At 45.9% G+C, this 21,214-nt stretch carries 20 protein-coding genes; 5 read left to right on the forward strand and 15 right to left on the reverse strand.

The annotated features are described in order from the left end of the window. Nucleotides 1-45: 45 nt before the first annotated feature. The 7 genes from AC1DYT_RS22195 to AC1DYT_RS22225 form a co-directional block, all read right to left on the reverse strand. Nucleotides 46-543 (reverse strand): hypothetical protein, encoded by a 498-nt coding sequence (locus AC1DYT_RS22195; RefSeq protein WP_477471706.1) that lies wholly within the window; start codon nt 541-543, stop codon nt 46-48. Between the two features lie 13 nt (nt 544-556). Then, complete coding sequence (locus AC1DYT_RS22200; RefSeq protein WP_477471707.1) at nt 557-1,573, reverse strand: hypothetical protein; 1,017 nt, start codon at nt 1,571-1,573, stop codon at nt 557-559. A 51-nt stretch (nt 1,574-1,624) separates the two neighbouring features. Further along, nucleotides 1,625-2,179, reverse strand: a complete 555-nt coding sequence (locus AC1DYT_RS22205; RefSeq protein WP_477460145.1) for an RNA polymerase sigma factor — start codon at nt 2,177-2,179, stop codon at nt 1,625-1,627. A gap of 62 nt (nt 2,180-2,241) precedes the next feature. Continuing rightward, nucleotides 2,242-2,703, reverse strand: a complete 462-nt coding sequence (gene bcp, locus AC1DYT_RS22210; protein ID WP_477471708.1) for a thioredoxin-dependent thiol peroxidase — start codon at nt 2,701-2,703, stop codon at nt 2,242-2,244. A 2-nt stretch (nt 2,704-2,705) separates the two neighbouring features. Next, a complete protein-coding gene (locus tag AC1DYT_RS22215) occupies nt 2,706-4,463 on the reverse strand; it encodes a M23 family metallopeptidase (RefSeq protein ID WP_477471709.1) in 1,758 nt (585 codons plus the stop codon). A 135-nt stretch (nt 4,464-4,598) separates the two neighbouring features. After that, nucleotides 4,599-5,210: a fumarylacetoacetate hydrolase family protein gene (locus AC1DYT_RS22220; protein WP_477471710.1), complete on the reverse strand. Its 612-nt coding sequence runs from the start codon at nt 5,208-5,210 to the stop codon at nt 4,599-4,601. Nucleotides 5,211-5,664: 454 nt separating this feature from the next. Next, on the reverse strand, nt 5,665-6,192 hold the full coding sequence (locus AC1DYT_RS22225) for a T9SS type A sorting domain-containing protein (RefSeq protein WP_477471711.1): 528 nt from the start codon (nt 6,190-6,192) through the stop codon (nt 5,665-5,667). 476 nt (nt 6,193-6,668) lie between these two features. Here AC1DYT_RS22225 and AC1DYT_RS22230 point away from each other — a divergent pair, with 476 nt between their 5' ends. Together AC1DYT_RS22230 and AC1DYT_RS22235 are read left to right on the forward strand one after the other, a co-directional pair. Continuing rightward, on the forward strand, nt 6,669-8,630 hold the full coding sequence (locus AC1DYT_RS22230) for a KUP/HAK/KT family potassium transporter (RefSeq protein WP_477471712.1): 1,962 nt from the start codon (nt 6,669-6,671) through the stop codon (nt 8,628-8,630). 693 nt (nt 8,631-9,323) lie between these two features. Beyond that, a complete protein-coding gene (locus tag AC1DYT_RS22235) occupies nt 9,324-9,836 on the forward strand; it encodes a hypothetical protein (RefSeq protein ID WP_477471713.1) in 513 nt (170 codons plus the stop codon). Between the two features lie 1,222 nt (nt 9,837-11,058). Here AC1DYT_RS22235 and AC1DYT_RS22240 read toward each other — a convergent pair. After that, nucleotides 11,059-12,768, reverse strand: a complete 1,710-nt coding sequence (locus AC1DYT_RS22240) for an amino acid permease (RefSeq protein ID WP_477471714.1) — start codon at nt 12,766-12,768, stop codon at nt 11,059-11,061. Between the two features lie 83 nt (nt 12,769-12,851). Between AC1DYT_RS22240 and AC1DYT_RS22245 the strand changes: the two genes are divergently transcribed. Beyond that, entirely contained in the window at nt 12,852-13,520 is a 669-nt protein-coding gene (locus AC1DYT_RS22245; protein ID WP_477471715.1) for a phosphatase PAP2 family protein, read from the forward strand. Here AC1DYT_RS22245 and AC1DYT_RS22250 read toward each other — a convergent pair. The 3 genes from AC1DYT_RS22250 to AC1DYT_RS22260 form a co-directional block, all read right to left on the reverse strand. After that, nucleotides 13,517-14,179: a hypothetical protein gene (locus AC1DYT_RS22250; protein WP_477471716.1), complete on the reverse strand. Its 663-nt coding sequence runs from the start codon at nt 14,177-14,179 to the stop codon at nt 13,517-13,519. The genes AC1DYT_RS22245 and AC1DYT_RS22250 overlap by 4 nt on opposite strands. Before the next feature lie 96 nt (nt 14,180-14,275). After that, entirely contained in the window at nt 14,276-14,764 is a 489-nt protein-coding gene (locus tag AC1DYT_RS22255) for a glycosyl-4,4'-diaponeurosporenoate acyltransferase CrtO family protein (RefSeq protein ID WP_477471717.1), read from the reverse strand. A gap of 68 nt (nt 14,765-14,832) precedes the next feature. Next, the gene (locus AC1DYT_RS22260) at nt 14,833-16,533 is read right to left on the reverse strand and encodes a M3 family oligoendopeptidase (RefSeq protein ID WP_477471718.1); all 1,701 of its coding nucleotides are present in this window, start codon (nt 16,531-16,533) and stop codon (nt 14,833-14,835) included. A 215-nt stretch (nt 16,534-16,748) separates the two neighbouring features. Here AC1DYT_RS22260 and AC1DYT_RS22265 point away from each other — a divergent pair, with 215 nt between their 5' ends. Together AC1DYT_RS22265 and AC1DYT_RS22270 are read left to right on the forward strand one after the other, a co-directional pair. Further along, complete coding sequence (locus tag AC1DYT_RS22265) at nt 16,749-17,171, forward strand: antitoxin Xre/MbcA/ParS toxin-binding domain-containing protein (RefSeq protein ID WP_477471719.1); 423 nt, start codon at nt 16,749-16,751, stop codon at nt 17,169-17,171. Nucleotides 17,172-17,173: 2 nt separating this feature from the next. Beyond that, nucleotides 17,174-17,626 (forward strand): RES family NAD+ phosphorylase, encoded by a 453-nt coding sequence (locus AC1DYT_RS22270; protein ID WP_477471720.1) that lies wholly within the window; start codon nt 17,174-17,176, stop codon nt 17,624-17,626. A gap of 40 nt (nt 17,627-17,666) precedes the next feature. Here AC1DYT_RS22270 and AC1DYT_RS22275 read toward each other — a convergent pair whose 3' ends face one another. From AC1DYT_RS22275 to AC1DYT_RS22290, 4 genes are all read right to left on the reverse strand, one after another. Then, on the reverse strand, nt 17,667-18,530 hold the full coding sequence (locus AC1DYT_RS22275) for a DMT family transporter (RefSeq protein WP_477471721.1): 864 nt from the start codon (nt 18,528-18,530) through the stop codon (nt 17,667-17,669). A gap of 109 nt (nt 18,531-18,639) precedes the next feature. Beyond that, nucleotides 18,640-19,566: an NAD-dependent epimerase/dehydratase family protein gene (locus tag AC1DYT_RS22280; RefSeq protein WP_477471722.1), complete on the reverse strand. Its 927-nt coding sequence runs from the start codon at nt 19,564-19,566 to the stop codon at nt 18,640-18,642. 153 nt (nt 19,567-19,719) lie between these two features. Further along, a complete protein-coding gene (locus AC1DYT_RS22285; RefSeq protein WP_477471723.1) occupies nt 19,720-20,328 on the reverse strand; it encodes a Crp/Fnr family transcriptional regulator in 609 nt (202 codons plus the stop codon). After that, the gene (locus AC1DYT_RS22290; protein ID WP_477471724.1) at nt 20,316-21,170 is read right to left on the reverse strand and encodes a UbiA-like polyprenyltransferase; all 855 of its coding nucleotides are present in this window, start codon (nt 21,168-21,170) and stop codon (nt 20,316-20,318) included. Before AC1DYT_RS22290 ends, AC1DYT_RS22285 begins: the two co-directional genes overlap by 13 nt. Between the last annotated feature and the right edge of the window lie 44 nt (nt 21,171-21,214).

Consider the following 21,214-nt stretch of genomic DNA (forward strand, 5'->3'; position numbering starts at 1 on the left):
CCTACACAACAAATGACTCAATGACCTAATGACTCAATGAACCAACTAATTCCCCGCCCTTATGGTGCGTTCCGTAAGCTGTTTAAACACCTCGTCGTTAAAAGCCTGTTCGCTTTTGTAGAGGATGCTTATTTTGGATGATGGGATTATCTTTAAAAACTCATCCAGATAACGCTTCTTGATCGTAAGCATTTGATTATCATAGGAAAGATCCTTGTTGATTTTATCGCTATCTGTTGTAGTGGTGCTGTTTCGGTTTAAACGTTTTAAAATACGTACCGCCTTTAGCTCTTCCTGGTATTGGTGGTACAATGGCCAAAAAGCCTTCGCCTCCTCGTCGGTAAGGTCCAACTGCTGGGCCAGGAACTTATCGCGGGCAGCTTCTATTTTTTTGCCGTTAACTTTGCCTGCGCCCGGTGGCTGCAGCGTGCGACGGGTATCGCTCGTCTGCTTTAAATTAGTAGCCTGCTGCGCAGACACTTCATAGCCGGTTGCAACGACAATAACCAATAAAATAAAAATATATCTGAGCAATTTTGCCATTAAAAAGGTCGCGTTAGTTTGCATCAATATAATCGCTCAGGTCATCATCGAGCGCTTTGGTATTGATTTGTTTATCATCCTGTATCATACCGCTTGCATCGCCGGCATCTACATTCTGTTCAAGGTAATCTTTAATCTCGTCAACCGGCACGTTTGCCAGTGCGCTGTGCAGCAAGGTTTTTTGATGTGCAGATTCCGGCACTACCACGGTGGTGCCGTTCTGCTGCAAAATTACGCCTGTGCCGATAACCAGGGCAAGGCAGGCTGCAGTAGCGTATTTAAATGAGTTGCTGGCGAACAGCTTCCTGATGATGGTTTTACGGATAACCACCTCTTTGTTAACCGTTTTGTTGAGAATATTTCGATTTAATACCTCGAAATAATTATCCGGAACGCTAAATCCGGTGGTTTTTTCGGCAAGTATCTCTTCAACGGCTATACGAGCTGCAATCTGCTGCTGCATATCGTTAAAGTAACCCTCTGGCACGGCAAAAAATTCTTCGCTGTTAGCAAGCTCTTCTACCGCTATGCGGCTTTCTATCTTGCTGGTCAACTCGTCGAAATAATTTGCAGGCAGGGCGTAGCCCATATCTTCGGTAGCTTCGGCTTCAATATTGATACGGCTGGTGATGTTATTGCTCAGCTGCTCAAAATAGTTTGCAGGCAGGGCAAAACCGTTATCTTCGGTAGCCTCTGCCATTTCAATATTAATACGGCTGGTAATGTTTGCTGTAAGTTGATCGAAGTAATTTGCGGGCAAAGCAAAGCCATTATGCGCAGCATCTGCCTCCACACCTATATTTATCCTGCTGGTAACGTTGCTGGTAAGCTCGTCGAAATAATTTGCAGGCACCGTAAAACCGTTAGCCGGGTCTGTACTTTTTAATTCATCTAATTTAACCAATGATAAAATGCGCTGACCGGCTTCTTCAAAATAGGCAGACGGCACCGTGAACGGGTTGTTTTTAGTAAACCGTTTTAGTGACATTTCTTCGTCCCCCCATTCCCTATTGTCCATATCGCTTTTCATACTCTGTTATAGATGAATAATACTTCAAAAGGTTTAATGCTAATTTAGTAATTAATCGGTATTCGTAACAAACGCCTCTATTTTTTTCACGGCGAGGTGGAACGACGCTTTTAGCGCGCCCACGCTGGTGCCCAGCACATCGCTCATCTCCTCGTACTTCATATCGTCGAAGTATTTCATATTGAAAACGAGGCGCTGTTTATCGGGCAGGGTGAGTATGGCTTCCTGCAGTTTGCGCTGTATCTGGTCGCCGGTAAACTGGTCAGTGCTTGACAGGGTATCAGCCAGCTCGTAATCCACATCGTCCAGCGATATGTTGTTCTTTTGCTTCTTTTTATTCAAAAAAGTGATGCACTCATTGGTGGCAATGCGGTACATCCAGGTGTATAGCTGTGCGTCGTTACGAAAGCCCGGCAGGTTTTTCCACACCTTGATGAAAACGTCCTGCGTAAGGTCGTCGGCATCGTCGTGGTCTATCACCATGCGGCGCACGTGCCAGTATATTTTTTGCTGATACTTTTTCAGCAGCATATTGAATGCCTCGTTGCGGGTTTTATCTTCCCTAAACTTGCTGAGTATCTCTTCGTCTTCTGCCTGTATGGCCATCTATTAAAATTTATCTTTAAATAAATATAAAGCTTTTTTGCATCAATATGTTTGGCACAGGGCTATTTTACCAGCTCCAGCACCTGCTGCGATGAGGCCTGGGTATCTACCTTATCAATCACATGGCTGATGGTGCCCTCGCCGTCGATAACGAAGGTAGTGCGCACGGTGCCCATATATTTTTTGCCGTACATATTTTTCTCGTGCCAAACATCATAAGCTTCTACTATGCTGTGATCGGTATCGGCTATCAGCGTAAAGGGCAGGCTGTATTTGGTCTCGAATTTCTTATGCGATTTTTCGTCGTCTACGCTTACGCCTATCACCTCGAAACCCTCATTCAGCAAAGATTGATAGTTATCCCTGAAATCGCAGGATTCTGCCGTGCAGCCGGGGGTATCATCCTTCGGGTAAAAGTAAAGGATAACATTCTTTCCTTTATAATCTGATAAAGAAACCTCCTTGCCGTTCTGGTCCTTTGCGGTAAATACGGGGGCTTTGTCGCCTGGTTGAAGAGTTGCCATGTTTATCGTGTAAATTGAGCCGTAAAGGTGGCGATATTGTTTTTAGCATCTATCACCGTAAATTCAAAATTATGTTTTCCGGGTGCAATATCGGCAGTAAAAGTATAACTTAATATTTTTGTTTTGAAGTTCCACTCTACCAGTATCCATTTGCCGTCAATCTTGCCCGTGAAGCTTTTTACACCCGAGAGATTATCGCTCATGCGTAGCCTGATGGCGCTGACGGCTTTAAGATTGCTGCCATTCCGGATGTTGATAGGCGTGATGACCGGCGGAACCGAATCTATTTTCACATAAAAATCGCCGAAGGCGTGGGCGGTGGCTTTCACAAAGCCGCCATCGTACTGGCCGCCTATGCTGCCGGTAGCTGCGTTTACTATAACCGCTTTATCCGCATACTTACCCAGGTCCACATCGGGTTTTATCCAAAGTTCATACTCATCATGTATAGGCGTAAACTTATTGTGGATGCGGTGGGTTAGCGAATACGCGCCGGGCTTCATGGGCTGGGTATCGTACATAAAATCAAGGTCATCGTACAAATTGCCGGGCATTATCTGCACGCGCACCTTGCCGTTATAAAAATCGTTGTTATCGTCGTAATGCATCAGCGTGCCCAGGGATTTCAGCGGGGCGATGTTGTTTGCCGATGTGTTCGACTGCACCTTCAGTTTTACGGTGGAGGTGTTGCCCATTACATCCTTGCAAATAAACTCCACATCGTGCAGCTGGTTATCGTTAAAGGGGATGATGCCCCGGTTGATTGATTGCGGATATAACGATATGCGGCTGCCGGGCAGTATGAAGCATTTCTGTATCATGCGGCGGGTAAGCAAAAATGCCGGATAATCGGTATAGGCGTTTACGGCGTGCGTTTGATCGAACGCGAAACGCTCTACGGCAAAGGTGTAAACGGTTTGCCCATCCAGCTTCATTTGGATGGAATAAACGCCGTTTCGGTTGTGCGATGCGCTGTTTTGATCGATAACGGCAATACCGAAGCCGGTGTTGCCGCTAAGCTGCAGTACCTGCGGTTTTAGCAGGTGATAATTGCCCGCAGCCCCCGTTACGCTAAGGAATTCTTTGGGCGTTTTCTCGCTGAAGGGGTTGCCGTTTAAATGATAGATGCCAATGGCCGTGACGGTTGGCGGTATCTCATCTGGTATCGTCAGCCCGAAAAGTTGTGGGTTGATGGTTTCCTGGGTAAGGGTATCGCGCAGCTCAAAGTGCACATGCGGACCGGCAGATGCCCCCTCATTGCCCGACATGGCTATCACATCGCCCTTAAGCACCTTGAACAGGCCCTTGGGCACGGCAATATCGGCCTCGAAGGTTTGGTTTTTGTACTGATAATCGCGTATGTATTTGAATTCCTCGGCCGTAAAGCTCTGGATATGCCCGTAAACCGAGGTATAGCCATTGGGATGCGTAACATAAATGGCCTGTCCGAAACCACCGAACTGGACGCGCATCCGCGAAACATAGCCATCGCCAACAGCATGCACCGGGAAACCCGTGCGTTGCATGGTCTTGAAATCTAAACCTGAATGGAAATGGTTTGGTCTCAGCTCGCCGAAGGAGCCTGCGGTAACAGGCGGCAGATCCAGCGGGTAACGGAACGCATCTTTAGGGTATTGTTTGCTTTGGATGGTTTGCTGGGCGAGAGATGCCTTGCCACAAACCAGCAGCAGGATTATTACTGCGTAAGTTTTACAATTCGTTTTTATCAATCTCTTCTTGCTGCACGTTCGAACTGGCATACTTGTTATTGAAATGTTGTTTAGTTAACCTATTTCGGGAGTATTTTGTTGGCGATATTTTTCACGCAAAGGCGCAAAGCCCGCAAAGTTTTTCCTTAGCGATCTTTGCGCCTTTGCGTGACACCTAAATCGTATTTACTTTACCTCAAAATCAAGCATCTTCTCCCCTTCCAGGTAGCCCTCCAGCCTATCGCCAATGCTAACCTTGCCTACGCCCTGGGGGGTGCCGGTGAAAATCAGGTCGCCTTTTTTTAGGGTGATGTACTGCGATACGAAGGCGATGATGCGTTCGAAAGAAAAAAGCAAATCGCGCGTGTTACCTTGCTGGCGGGTTTCGCCGTTTATATCCAGCTTAAAGCTAAGCTCGTATAAGTTGGCGAATTGTGCTTTCGGTACAAAATTGCTTACCGGTGCCGAATTATCAAAGGCTTTGGCCAACTCCCAGGGTAGGCCTTTTTCTTTATGACGGGCCTGTATATCGCGGGCGGTAAAATCTACGCCAAGGGCAATCTCCTCGTAATAGTTGGCGGCGAATTTCTCGCTGATATGCTTGCCTTCTTTGCAAACCTTTAACACTATTTCGATCTCGTGATGTATATCCTGTGAAAAATCGGGGTGGTAAAAAGGCTTATTATCCTTCAGCAGCGCGGTATCGGGCTTCATAAAAATAACCGGCACGCTGGGCACAGGGTTATTGAGTTCTTTGGCATGCTCGGCATAGTTGCGGCCAATGGCGATGATTTTCATAGAAGACGAAATTAGTTTAAAATCCTAAAATCTAAAACCTAAATCCTAAGGGAAGGAAATTCTAAAACCGAAGGACTAAATCCTAAAAGATAAAAATTCTAAAATCTAAATGCTAAATTCTGACAGAGGTAGATCCTAAAATCTAAGAAGCTGTCTAAAAATGGTTTATTTTTTCGTAGAGACGCAATATTTTGCGTCTCCCTCCATACAAAACGGATTGGCAGGATGGGATTTGCATAACGGAGACGCAAAATATTGCGTCTCTACGGTCGATTCCGCCCTTGGAATCAGCCTCGGTTAAAACGAATTATATTTTCAGACAGCTTCTAAGAGAAGTATATTCTAAAACCTAAATCCTAAGAGAAGTAAATCCTAAAATCTAAAAGGCAGGAAATTCTAAAGGAAGTAAAGTAAATTCTGTTCCCCCTTCAGGGGGCTAGGGGGCTCCGGGGGACTACAGTACCGATATCCTCTTGTTGATAGATTCGGTACCCACGTTTATCCGCAGGAAGTAAAAACCGCGGGTAAGCCTGTTGTTGATGTTGTAGGTAATGTTTTGATCGCCGGCCTCTGCACGCTGCGAATAGAGGGTAAGTACATCATTGCCCAGCACATCCATCACCTTTACGTTTACGAAGGCGCCGCGCGCTACGGTGTATTTTACGTTGAGCACATCGTTTACAGGGTTTGGGTACACCTGCACATTAGATAATACTTTATCTGACTGCATTGGCGGAGCCGGGAACTTGTTAACAGGCTGCGCGAAGGTTATTTTTGTAGACGATATAGCAGCCGGTTTTATGGGCGGCAGGGATAAATGCAGGATGCTTTTGCTTCCCGATTTGGCTTTACTTTTAATGTACCTAAGGTAAGAAGTATCCGATTTTTGCTCGGCTATCCCCTTTGCAAAGGCAACGTTTACCATCACTGCAAGCAGTGCAATAGTAAACCAGGAATTAAGCTTCGTAAATTTTCTCCTCATAATAGGTATTACATGCAAAAGTATAAATATTGTACGCTATAAACTGTCAAATCATCAATTATTAAATGCTTTTAACAATTTTTAACAATTTAAGCATTTTTTATGCGTTATTGCAACTATTGACTTATACGATTCGCAATGGTTTAAGTTGCCCGGTGCTTATTTAATACGCTGCGTTTATTTTTTATATCCGTGCCATAAGCCGGCAATTGGCACTCCCGGGCAAAAACCCCTTCCCGCAGGCAGAAAATCCCGCCCAGCGGCCTGAGAATCAGCCACACGCGCCAGTTAAACCCTAAATTAAATTGAAAGTTTAATAAATCGGTACGGTTTTTGGCTGCGCAGCTTAATAATTATGCAAATAATGATTGGCTTTTATCGCAATTCTGTAAATATGAAGCAGCATTATACCCTATTTTAAAATTACGGTTGTGCTAATGTAATTTTTATAAATTTGTAAACTTTTTAAAAACACTGTGTCAAATCATAAAGATCTGCAAAAACTAACGGCCGCTGGGCTCCTTATTAGTTTAGGAATTATCTACGGGGATATTGGTACATCCCCCCTATATGTTTTCAAAGCCATCATCGGTTCAGAACATTCAACCTTTTCTCAACGCATTTCAGAAACACTGGTGCTGGGAGGCGTTTCCCTCATCTTTTGGACGCTCACCCTCCAAACCACACTGAAATATGTAGTAATTACCCTCCGGGCCGATAACAAAGGCGAGGGCGGCATTTTCTCCCTCTTCTCGCTGGTACGCCGCAAAGCCAAATGGCTCATAGTGCCTGCCGTATTAGGTGGCTGCGCCCTGCTTGCCGATGGTATCATTACCCCGCCAATCACCATTTCATCGGCCATCGAAGGCTTAAAAACCTACTACCCCGAGCTGCCAACGGTGAAAATCGTAATCGCTATCATAGCGGGCTTGTTCATTATACAGCAATTCGGCACCTCGCTGGTGGGCAAGGCTTTCGGGCCTATCATGTTCATCTGGTTTAGTATGATGGGCGTTTTGGGTATCTTTTACATTGCGCAGATGCCATCTGTACTAAGGGCGCTAAACCCTTACTATGCTTACGAACTGCTTACCAGCAACTACAACGCCTTCATTATTTTAGGTGCGGTGTTCCTGTGTACTACAGGGGCCGAAGCCTTATATTCCGACCTGGGGCACTGCGGCCGCAAAAACATACAAATAAGCTGGATATACGTAAAAACCTGCCTTATCCTCAATTACCTGGGCCAGGCGGTTTGGTTGCTGCAGCGCAGCGGTCAATCGATAGACCTGAATAAGCTGAACCCTTTCTACACCATTATGCCGCCGTGGTTCCTGCCCTTCGGCATCGGTATAGCTACCGTTGCGGCTGTTATAGCCTCACAGGCGCTTATATCGGGTTCTTTCACGCTGATAGCCGAAGCCGTTAGGCTTAACTTATGGCCAAAGGTGAGGATAAACTACCCAAGCGAGCAAAAGGGGCAATTGTATGTACCCAGCGTAAACTGGTTGCTTTGCTTCGGCTGTATAGGCGTGGTAGTACTGTTCCGTCATTCGGCAAACATGGAGGCTGCTTACGGCTTAAGTATTACCGTAGCCATGCTCATGACTACTATACTGGTATCAAAATTCCTGCAGCGTAAAAAGGTACCCGCCTACATCATCGGTACCTTCCTGATAGTTTACCTGCTTATAGAAGGCACCTTCCTGCTGGGCAACCTGCACAAATTCTTCGATGGCGGTTGGTTTACGTTATCCATCGGCCTGGTACTGTTCATCATTATGTGGACCTGGCACATGGCGCGTAAGATCAAGAACCGCTACGTTAAGTTCATCGAGATCGATGATTACTTCAACATCATCAAAGAAATGAGCGAAGACGAAAGCGTGCCCAAATACGCCTCGCAGCTTATTTACCTTACCAGCGCCAACTTCAACTCCGAAGTGGAATCGAAAATCATCTACTCCATACTGCAAAAGCAACCCAAACGTGCCGACGTTTACTGGCTGGTACACGTTGACGTGGTAGACGAGCCATACAAAAGCGAATACGAGGTAGACTTTTTGATACCCGGCAAACTCATCCGTGTAGACTTTAAGCTGGGCTTTAGGGTAGAGCAACAGATAAACCTTCTGTTCCGCAAGGTGGTAGAAGATTTGGTGAAGAACGGCGAAGTAGATATCACCAGCACCTACAAATCATTGAACAAGCACAAAATAGTGGGCGATTTCCGGTTCGTGGTGATAGAGAAAGTGCTGTCGCGTTCGCACAACCTGTCGTTTTTCGAAAAGGTGGTGATGTTCATTTACTCGCATCTTAAAAAGATAAGCCTCAGCGAAGAGCGCAACTTTGGCCTCGACCTGAGCTTCGTAACCATAGAAAAGGTACCACTGATGCTCACCTCGCCCGATGCGGTAACCCTAACCAGGGTGATGTAACAAGCATTTGTAATGATATATAAAGGGCTGCCAGTGATGGCGGCCCTTTTTTTGTTTTGGGGTTGGTCGTAAATAAGGAAATGTTTGCTGTCACGCGTTCATGTGTTACCACTACGTCATTGCGAGCGCAGCGCGGCAACCATCGGCATGCAGAGCGGATTTGCAAAGCAGCCCTGCTTATCGGGGATTATTAATGTGTTTTTTGTTTTTTAAAAGGAATTAATGAACTCCCTTCGGTCGGTTGTCCGCGTCGCCCCACCTCTCAGCCCCGCGCAGCCCTTCGCAACGACACGGTGGTAGGTCGCTCGGCTAGTCAAACGTTTCCTACGCTTCCTCAAGCGCCCCCGACTTGTGGCCCGCATGCAAGATAAACACGGACACTCGCGCCAGACTGAAGGGCATTGCCCAAAATATTTGGGCGGTGCCTTCGGCCCGGGCTATGCAGGGCTCCGCTGCGCTTCGGCCCCGTTGCATCTCCGCACCCGGCCACCGCACCGGGGCAAACCCTTACTATCCCTACCGCGCTTTGCAATAGGTTCGGCGTGAATACGCCGCGCGATTTTTACGGGTGGAAACGGGGTAAAGTAGAAGAACATTCACGACATTGCAAATGCTTGGCAGCACGCCCCTTATTTGTCAACACTGCATAGGTGCGCCAAATAAGGGTATCTAACATTAATTTATAACTGAAACATGGCTGATAACTTAAAACTAATCATGACGGATGCGTTCCGCTTTTTGGAAACAGAGTATGGTTTTAAATTGATTAAAAGTAAGAAAGAATCATTATTTCAATCAATTTTATATATGAACACGGCGACTGCAGTAGAACTTGTTTTCGAATACAGGGAATCTTATTTATTCGTTAAACTATATCAGTTAGTTAATGGCGTGTTTATCGATGATCCCGTGATAATAAGAGAAGATACCGTTTTGCATGGCTATGGCCTTGATGATGTTATTCTTTTAAGAAACCCATCTGCTCTTATCGGTTCCACCTATCAATTTCCCAAGGAATCCAATTATCACGATCCATTAAATGGATGGTCGTATTATATTAATGACTATGCTGTAAATCTCAATAAATATGCTTTTGATATTTTAAGAGGTGATTTTACCATTTTCCCGGAATTGGAAAAAGTGGTTAAAAAACGATTGGCAGAATATAGAGATCATGAAACTCGCCGGTTCAAGCGTCCCGCTTGAATCTACACGCATGTCAGCGTCCCGCTGACTTAACGGTTTAGCCACGAGGTACGCCGCGTACTTGGCCTGCGCCGCACCTCACGCCAGATGGAAGCATTATCGTGTCAGCAGGCTTTTTTTAGCGTTCCACGAAAGGTGTTTTGGAACACTAATAAGACAAAAGCACTCAAGTTTTTCATCCATATCAGTTAAAAATCCGTTCCGAATATAGAGGATTTACGTCATTTTTTTGATTAAAGACCATAAAAAATCGAAGAAAAACGGAGAAAAACGAAGGTATTTTTGAGCGTAATCGTAACCTGGCGCGAGGTGTGTAGCTCAGGAAAAGAGCGAAGGTGTACGAGTGACTTGAAAGTTGTTAAGCCCGAGACGCATTTACTTACTTCCCAAACTCCTCATACGCGCCAAGCTGGGGGGCTTCGATTATTTCAGAAAGCAAACTTTATTCTTACTTGCTTATAGAAAAACAAGAATAAAAAGAGCACCCCTATTGCTAAATTGTAAATACCCGAAAGTTGATCAGATAATGAAAAAAAACGATTTAAAAAAAATTCAGCGATATAAAATACCATTAGTAAAGGCAGGAAATAACTCCCGTCTTTTATTTTCAAAACATAATATAAAGGGCCACAAAAAAGCAATATCAGAAAGGCAACATAATACAAAACGTATAATATATATCCAAAAGTAAGCTCCACTAACTCCCGTGTTGTTTCTGCTTTATCAATAACGATACCCTTAAATCTATTTTCCATAAATGCCAGGATAAAAGCATACACAATATATTTTACGAATAGGTAATAAATAGTGTTGAAAAAGTTGATTTTAAACATAATCTTAACGTGGATAAAAACTTCAGCCTTTAGTCGTTGTTATAACGTGCGTGCTGTTGCTGATGACTGCAAAAGATGCCGCAGCTCTTTAAACTCACCACCGACCAGGTGATTCAGTATGTGGTCGGTGCCACTGGCGTGCATGCATGGTTACGTCGAATCGATGTTCCAGGCCTGTTCCACTTTCCTCATAAAAAGTGTTCCACCCTGTTTTTTTAACGAAAATCTATTTCCGTATAGTGAATTGACTTACAATAAATTATAGCCGTTACCTAAACAACAGGGGTGTTCCAAATCGTTCCGCTAAAATTGCCTAAAACACTAACAATCAACAATATAGCATTTTTAGTGTCCCACTCAAAAAAGTGGAGCACCCTGAAAAAGATGCGTTACTCTGCTTTTTCCGCTTTGCCAATTAAGCTGTGCTTATAACCGTAGAATATGTATATAACAAGCCCTATTAACAGCCAGGCCAGGAATCGTATCCAGCTTTGGTAGGTGAGCTCGGTCATGAGGTAGAAGCAGCTCAGCAGGCCCAATACAGGTATCAGCGATAAGTTGCGCACAACAGCGGCCACCGTTAGCGCGGCAGACAATAATAAAAACAGGAAGAAAGGGAATTTCTCGTGGATGTTCTCCCCTGCTAAAATCTTATGAAAGGGTTCCCAAAACAGGTATATCATCCCTATAAAAATAAAGGGCACTACATACTTGGCGTTGATATACGGCAGGTGGAATTTACCCTTCACGGCAGCTTCCCTTGGCATCAGTAAAACGCCGCCGCACACCAGTACAAAAGCAAACAGGGTACCTATGCTGGTTAATTCGGTTACTTCTGTAAGGTTTAAAAACAATGCCGGGATAGCCACTACAAAACCGGTGACGATAGTTGCGAACGATGGCGTATGGAATTTGGGGTGGATGCGGGAGAATGCTTTCGGCAGCAAGCCATCGCGGCTCATGCTCATCCAGATGCGCGGCTGGCCCAACTGGAATATGAGCAACACACTGGCGGTTGCAATAACCGCACTGATGGATATTACGTAGCTGATGTTTTTCAATCCTACTTTAGCAAATACAAAGGCCAACGGGTCGCCCACTTGCAGGTCTTTATAGCTTACCATACCGGTTAATACAAACGATATGAGGATGTACAGTACCGTACAGATAAGCAGGGAATAGATCATCCCGCGCGGCAAATCCTTCTGCGGGTTCTGGCATTCTTCGGCAGTGGTGGATATGGCATCGAACCCGATATAGGCGAAGAATACGCCAGATACGCCCTTCATCACACCTTTAAAACCGTTCGGCATAAAAGGGTGCCAGTTGGCCGGGGTTACGTAGAAAAAACCTATGGCGATAACCGCTATAACGATAACCACTTTTAAAACCACCATAGCATTGGTAGCCTTCTTGGTTTCGCGGATGCCAATGTACACCAGGTAAGTAATGATAATTACGATGCCCAGTGCCGGCAAATTAGCAATGAATTTTATGTTGCCGAAGCCGGGGGCATTGGCCCATGCTACGGCGGCGCTTTTCATGCTTTCGGTAATATCGCCAAGTTTGCCGGCGGCAGTAAGTTCCTGTATTTTTCCCGGCGCACGGAATGCCGAAACGTAATCAACGGTGAGGTACTCGGGCATATGAATGTGGAAACCTTCGAGGAGGTTTACGAAATAGGTGCTCCAGGATATGGCTACCGCTATATTGCCTATGGCGTACTCCATCAGTAAATCCCAGCCTATTATCCATGCAATCAACTCGCCGAAGGATGCGTAGGCATAAGTATAGGCGCTGCCTGCAACCGGTATGCGCGAAGCAAATTCGGCGTAGCAAAGGGCCGAGAACCCGCAGGTAACAGCCGTTATGACAAATAAGATAGATACGCCCGGGCCGCCCGCGAAAGCAGCTTCGCCAATGGTAGAAAAAATCCCCGCCCCCACTACAGCGGCTATACCCATAAGGGTAAGGTCTTTTACGTTAAGTTCTTTCCGGAGTTGAGAAGCTGTGCCGGGATGCTCGGCATCGCTGAAGCCGCATTCTACATCGGCTAAAATTTTGGATACAGACTTTTTGCGGAATATGCTTTTAGACATATGGTTCGATCAGTTTTGGGTTCTTTAAACCAAACATAACCATTTTTTTGCATTGAAAAACTATATCCGTTACTTTGTGGCCAATGAAAACAGGCTTTAAAGAGGTTTTATTCAGCATCAGATACTTTTTTATTCCGTACCTCGCTGTTTTATGCGCCTGTTTGGTAATTAAGCTGCTTTACAGCAAAGAGCAAATCTACTTCGCCGTAAACGGCATCTACAACAACACGGCAGATTTTCTGGCCCCATACATTACCGATATTGGCGACGGGCTCACTATTATCTTCTTATCGGCCATACTTTTATTATTCAGCTACCGCAGTGCTTTTTTGCTGGCAAGCAGTTACCTCGCGACTTCTATAGTAGCCCAGGCCATTAAATACTGTGTTTACAGTCCACGGCCGCGCGTGTATTTCGAGGACCAGATAGATAAGCTGCGTTTCGTAAAAGACGTGTATGTGGTGGGTGGCATCCAAAGTTTCCCCTCGGGCCACACGGTTACGGCGTTTTCGGCAGGCGTTGTGCTTACCTACCTTATCAGGAACAAATTGTGGGGATTGGCATTGCTGTTGTTGGCTATGCTGGTGGGTTACTCGCGCATGTATCTTAGCCAACACTTTTTTGAGGATGTTACGGCCGGTTCTGTAATCGGTGTGTTCGTAACGGTGGCCTGGCTAAGCTTTATCGATAGCAAAAAGTTCATAAAATCCCCCCGTTGGCACAGGGGGATCATAAAACGTTGGGCAGCTTAGCTTTCGAACTGCTCCCTTAACTTGCGGTTACGGCGTGTGATATAGAATACGATGATGCCGATAAAGGCCGCCCCGCCTATTACGCCAAATATCAAACCAGGGGCTATCCCTTTAGCGTTAGACAGGTACTGGTCGGTACGTTTCAGTTCCGGCGATATCACTATCGCACTTGAAAATTGTTTGTACTCATCCTTCACCAGTTCAGCCCTGTTTTCCTGATAGAAATACTCGAATGTGTAGGTTACATCCTGCGTGTAAAGCAATATAAAATTACGCAGTTGTATGCCTTCTCCCTGGTCTGTAGAAAGGGTGAAGGTTTTTGCTTTGAGATGCCCCATGGTGGTATCGCGCACGTTCAGCGCGTCGGAGCCTTTTGCCTGGCCTTTGATACCTTTTATATAATCCTTCAGCACATTGTTCAGGTCGCGCTCTTTTTTAAGCGGGGTATTATTCTCGGCGTTTGGCTGCCTTATCACAACCATATAACCCACGTTTGATTTGCCCGAATATATCTGCTCGCCAAGGGTATCTTTCTTCGTAAATGTCTCCGGTAAAGATACCGTGACGAGGCTATCTATCTTAACAGGTTTAAATGGAACCTGCGCAAAGCCCGCTGCCGATAACAGCAACAAGCTTAAGCTTATCATTATCTTTTTCATGTTAGTTTAACCTGAAAAGCACCAATAAGTTTTAAATAAGCCCGGATTAGCCTGAAGATGAGTCAATATTTACCTTAAAATGAACTTGCACAGGTATTATTTCATGAGCTTTAATATCCGTGCCCGGTTATATTGCTGCAATAAAATGGGGCAGATATTATAGATGATATTGGCCAATACAACGATTAGTGCGAGCGGATACAGCGATACCCAAAATGCATAAATTGCCGTGAGTATAAAAAAGAGTAAGCACATGATGTGGAAACGCTCGTGCATCACCAGGGTGCTTTGATACTGCAGCGCGGTGGCTTTGTTTTTCACCATGCGGTAACCCGGGTCCATCCTGCGCATATACAGGCTTGCATAGCGGCCGCCCTGTACAAATCGATGGATAAACCTTACACCGAGCCGTTCGTAAAACTTAGGGTCGCGGCTTAATTGGAATATCTGCGAGGGCACAAACAGGCTAAGCACGGTCAACACCAGGCAAACACATAGCCACAGCACCGAATATCGGCTTGCCCAAACAGCCACAACCGGCGCAAAGCCCAGTATCGTCCAGAAGAAGTTGATGGCCTGATTCATATGGTGGGTTAGTGGCGGCAAGTTAAGATTTGACAACTCTTTAAGAGTTGTCAAATCTAACGCTCCCGTTATATCTTCTCCATCTCCACCTTCACAAATTCGGCCAGCTCTTTTACGTACGCTGCGCTGAAATCGAATTTGATGCCGGCGGTTTCGTATATCTCGGTAATGGTTTTAGTGTAGCCCAACTTTAAGGCATCCAGGTATTGCTGCAGGCCTTTTTCGGGGTTTTCTTTATAGTTTTTCCATACCGCTATGGCGCCCAGCTGGGCCATGCCATATTCTATATAATAAAACGGCACCTCGAAAATGTGCAGCTGTTTTTGCCACAGGTTTTGTTCTGCCTGGGGGTTTACGCTCCAATCAACAAAGCCCGCGCCGAACGGCTCGTATATCTTTAGCCAGGCTTCTGTGCGCTCGGCGGCGGTATGCTCGGGGTTAGTGTATATCCAATGCTGAAACTGATCTACCACGGCTACCCATGGCAGGGTTTTCAGCACATCGAAAAGCTGATCGCGTTTGGCGCGTTTCAGGTCTTCCTCGTTATCAAAATACACATCCCAGTTATCCATGGATATCAGCTCCATCGACATCGAGGCCAGTTCGGCCACTTCGCTTGGGCAGTGCTTAAAATCGTTCAGTTCCAGGTCGGCAGTTAAAAAGGTGTGTACGGCGTGGCCGCCTTCGTGTACCATGGTGGTAAGGTCGCGGAAGGTGTTTGCCGAATTCATGAAGATGAACGGCGCCCCGGTTTCGCTTAGCGGATAGTTGTAACCGCCCGGTGCCTTGCCTTTGCGGCTTTCCACATCGAACAGGTTATTATCTTTCATGATCTCCAAACGCTCGCCCAGGTAACGGCTGATGTTGCTGAAGCATTGGATAGATTTCTCTACCAGCTCGGCACCGCTGTTGAATGGCTTAAGCGCGGGCTTGCCCGATATATCTACATCCATATCCCAGGGCTTCAGGGTATCCACATCAAGCGCCAGGCGGCGTTTGTTGGCCTGCTCGCGCAAGATGGGTACGATCTCGGTTTCGATAGCGGCATGAAAAGCGTAACAATCCTGCGGCGTATAATCGAAACGGCCCAGGGCCTGGAACATATAATCGCGGAAGTTCTCGAAGCCGGCATTCAGGGCCACTTTATGGCGCAAGGCACGCAGGTGGTCGAAAAGCGTATCGAGCACGGTTTTCTCCTGCAGGCGGCGGGCGGTTATCTTCTCCCATACTTCCTGGCGTTTAGCACGGTCGGTCCCTTTTAAAAATACCGAAGCCTGTTCCAGGGTGTACTCCTTATCGTCGATGTGTACCGACATGGCGCCTGATATGCCCTGGTACTTTTGCTGCTCTACCTGTATCTCGGTTTGCAGCGGTATATTCTCCTCGCGGAAAAGCTCCAGCGACTTTTTCACTGCGCGTAGCATAATGTAGAATTTGGCTTCGTCCAGTTCGCCAACATACTCGCTGGCCACCAGTTTTTTGTTCAGTTCGTTATTGTATGGCGCGGTTTTGGGCTCAATTTCGGTAGCGAAGTACTGGAAGCTTTCCAGCAAATCTGGGTTCATAGTATCGCAGGTCATGCGGATGTATCGCCAGGCAAAGTCCTCCTCCAGGGCGGCCTGCAGTTCGCTGCCATCCTTAAGCCATTGCTCTAACTCTTCTACCGAACCTATGGTGCGGTTGGTTAATTCCTGGTAAATAGGTTCCAGCGTTTCCCATTTTATTTCGAGGTCGGCCGGGATGTATGTCCTTGTTTTTTTGTGGATCATGATGTTTTAGATGTGCAGATATGCAGATTACAAATGTGCAGATGATTTATAAGCGCTGCAAATTACGGATTAGATATGGAGATATGCAAATGTGCGAATATGCAGATTGGTAACTTAAGTGTTAAGATATTAAACGAAACTTTTATGAGTTTAGCGGCATTTAATAAAGGGAAAAAGTCCTTGCAAGTTAGGGAACTTTTACCTAAACTTGTGTTATGACAACGGTAGATGCTAATCTTTTAAAAACAATCCCTTCGCGGGTAGATGCCAGCAAAACATTAGGCCTTATTAAAACCGGGAATGTTGGGCCCCAACATTTGCAGGCCATAAAAAACATAACCGCATTTAATGATGAAAAAATATCCGACTGGCTGGATATCAGCGTTAAAACCTACCGTTTGTACAAAAAACCGCATAGCATTATCAAGGCCCGCATAAAAGAGCATGCCGTAATGGCCTTATCGCTCATAAAACATGGCATCGAGGTTTTTGGTAGCAGCGAGAACTTTTTAGACTGGCTGCAAAAGGAGAACTTCTTTTTCGACAAAAAGGCGCCGATAGAATTTATGGATACCAACAGCGGAATCAAATTTATCGACGACCGCCTAACCGCTTTGGCCTACGGCGATAATGCTTAAGTATGGAGGTTTTTAGGATTTCGCATGAATCATTTTCCAAAAAACTGACCGCTTCGGGCCGGGCTAACCGCTGGAACCTAGACGACCAGTTTACCATATATGCCGGCGGCTCGCGCTCGCTATCATCCCTGGAACTCATCGTTCACAAAAACGCTATTTCGCCTGCTTTTAAATATAAGGTAATGGTGATTTCTATTGCCGATGAGGAAAATCTGTTTACGCATATCCTGCAAAAAGACCTGCCGAAAGCATGGCGAAGTATGATGGCTTACCCCGACTTGCAGGCCCTGGGAAACGATTGGTATCAAAGCAAGCAGTCGCTGGTGTTAAAGGTGCCCTCGGCCGTTATCCCCAAAGAATATAATTACATCATCAACACCCAGCATCCCGACTTTAAGAAAAAGGTGTCCCTGGTACGTACCGAAGATTACTTTTGGGACGATAGGCTGATGTAGATGTGCAGATTACAAATGTGCAGATATGCAAATGTTCGGGTTAATTCAAACTTAAGGCTATTATCCCGCCCAATATCAGCGCGCTGGCAATAAGCCTGCGGCGGCCATCGTCTTCATTCAATACTCTTGAACCCATGAACACGCCAAGCAATATACTGGTTTCGCGTGCCGGGGCAACAACCGTTAGCGGTGCAAATTTTAACGCCTGCAGCACCAATATGTAGGCCAGGGGACTAAGCACGCCTACGCTTATGATAAGCCATTTGTGCTCCTTCACCTCTCTTTTTATCTCGCCCTTTTGCCCGACTACCAGAGGCAACAGCAAAACCGTATTGAATGCATTCGAAACGAAGGTGATAGTCAAGGGCGATATGGCGTAGTTTTTTATGGCAACAGCATCGTTAAAGGTGTACAGGGCGATAAACAAGCCGGTAAGCACACCCCAGAAAACGCCCGTCATTATCCCTGTGTTATTGGCTTTCTTAAAACTTAGGCCCGTAATTATAACCACGCCGATGAGGATGAGGAACAAGCCGATGGTGGTTTTTAGCTTCAGCGCTTCGTGCAGGAATAAGGTGGCAGCCGCCGATGAGAAAAGCGGACCCGTTCCGCGGGCAAGCGGATACACTACCGAAAGATCGGCGCTGCGGTACCCCTTTTGCAACACCAAAAAATAGCCTACATGCAGCAACGCGCTACTTAAGGATAGCCACAGTAGAGGTGCCGACAAAACGATGTCGCCCCGTATAAACATATACACTAGTACCGGCAAATACAAAACCGCGCTGGCAATATAAATAAGCCAGATGAAGGGCGCTTTCCCGTTGGCTTTTTTGGAAAGCAGGTTCCAGAAAGCGTGCAGTACGGCTGCCGTTAGTACCAGCGAGAGGACATAGAAGCTCATTTAGACCCGTTTTTTAGGACGATAACACGCTTACGGCCGCAGCCTAAGCCGTTTTACCATCAAAAGTTTAGTATGGCTAAACTAAAGAAAAATCCGGGCTTGAAAGATACTATCCCGCTTTATAAAGCGTTTCCGACATCTTTTTTATCCCGTCCTGGTAGGGTGTTGGCTTAACGTTGAACCGCTTTTCAAATTTGGTTGAATCGAACAGATAATCATGATCGTACTGGTAGTACATCTCTACTGTACCCGCAACTACTTTCATAAACTTGCCTATTGTCCAAAGCATCCACTTTTTAAGGCTAAAATAGCTGGGTTTTGTATTATATACGGATGCTGCCAACTCTATAAATTGCTTACCGGTGAGCGCAGGGGCGGTGGGCAGGTGCCATATTTGGTTATCGCTATCGGGGTTTTGCCCTAACAGGAACATCGCCTTGCCGGCATCTTCAATATAAATAAAGCAGTGTTTCGTTGCGACATCTCCCATCCATTGCGCCGTTTCTTTTTTGGCATATTTAGCTAACAACATCATATCAAAAAAACTGTTTGTGCTATCGGTGCCATAAAAATCGGGGGCACGGGCAATACTGGCGTTCAGGCTGCCGGCTTTTACCTCATCCATAATGGCATTGGCAACCCCCACACGCACTTTACCTTTTTCGCTTACCGGATTGTATGGGGTGTTTTCTGTCATAGGCCCATCTACCAGCCCGTAGCTATAAACGTTATCAAAAAATATGAGCCTTGCATTGTTCTCTTTGGCAACAGCTATCGCATTTTTGATGATGACAGGCCATTCCACCTTCCATACCTCCGCATCATAAACAATGCCTGCGCATAAATATATTACTGTTGAACCCTGGGCAGCCTGACTAAGCTGGTTCGGGTTTAACAGGTCGGCTTTTCGCCAGGTGCTGTTTTTGCCTGTTTTTACAGGCCGCCTGCTTACCAGGCGTATAGTGTCGTTATTGTTTTCTAACTGGCGGGTTAACGCATTGGCTACCGGGCCCCCTGCTCCTAATATGGTATGCATGTTTTTTTGCTTTTAGTTAAGTATGGCACAAATGTATCTCTGAGTTGAAAATCAAAACGTTAACAAAAGATAAGAAAATAGAGGTTAGGCGTTACATAAGGAACGCGGGAGAGCAAGCCTTGTTTTATTTAGCTGTAAAATGTGGGTGGGGGCTTACTTTTCTACCAAAATCCGCTTCCGTATCCTTGACAGCGATACCGGCGTTATCCCTAAAAAGTTGGCGATGTAGTGTTGGGGCATGCGTTGGAGTATTTCGCGGCCGGTTTGCAGGAGTTTGAGGTAGCGCTCTTCGGGTGTTTGGGTAACAAAAGACGAAACCCGGTCTTCGTAACAAATAAGGTAATGCTCGGCTATTAATCTGCCAAAACGTTCCATTTTGTAAGCCAGCATGGGGTTGGCCAGCATCAGGTCCATGTTTTTCTTGCTGATAACAATGATCTGGCTGGGCTCTAAGGCTTCGATGTAATTTAGTGCTGGTTCACCGGTAAGGAAGCTTGTATAGCTGCTTACATAGTCATTCTCAAAACTGAAGTAATTGGTAATATCCGCACCATCTTTAATATGATAATAACGTACCGATCCCTTCAGCACGAAACCCACATGGCTGCACACTTTCCCGGCCTCGGCAAAAAGCTGCTTCTTTTTAAAATTGTGTACGCTGATATGCTGGATAAATACGATCCATTCGGCCTCGTTGAAAACCACATAGGGTTCCATGCCTTTGCGCAAGGCTGCGAGTTGTGCCGATGTTAGCGCATCCATACCCTATCCATCAGAAAGAATGCGGCGAATACTACACTGGCGATACCGTTGGTGGTCATGAAGGCGATGTTTACGCGGCTAAGATCATTGGGCTTTACCAGCAGGTGCTGGTAGGTAAGCATGGCGCAGAAAAAAGCTATACCGATATAATATAACCAACCTACATTGGTATCAAATACGGGCATCACAATAAACGCTGCCGAAAATATATGCAGCACCGTTGACAGCCTTAATGCATTTACCTTGCCTAGCCAGGCGGGAATAGAATGCAGGTTTTCGTTACGGTCGAAGTCTTCATCCTGCAGGGCGTAGATAATGTCGAAGCCGCTAACCCAAAACAATACCGATAAGGAGAAGAATACGGGTGTTAGGGCAAATGCCCCGGTTACTACCAAATAAGCCCCTATGGGTGCCAGCGAGAGACCAAGGCCCAATACCATGTGGCAAAGCGCCGTAAAACGTTTGGTTGCGCTATACCCAAGCACCACCAATAACGCAATTGGCGAAAGGTAAAAACATAGCGGGTTGATAAACCAGGTGGTGATTATGAACAGCGCGCAGTTGGCTAAAGTAAAAGTTAAGGCGGCAGCAGGACTAATCCTCCCGGCGGGTATATCGCGTTGCTTGGTGCGGGGGTTTTTGGCATCGATGTTCCTATCTAGGTAACGGTTAAAGGCCATGGCCGAGTTACGGGCAAATACCATACAAAGCAGCATCATCGCCAGCTTTTGCCACTCGAATTTGTGGTCGGTAGTGGTTACCGCCAAAAAGAAGCCGATAAAGGCAAACGGCATAGCAAATATGGTGTGCGTAAACGTTACGAGAGATAGGTACTTTTTCATGTATGAGGGCTACAACACAAGCCTTAACGGCTTTTAATTAAATG

Source organism: Mucilaginibacter sp. P1_D10 (assembly GCF_056406215.1).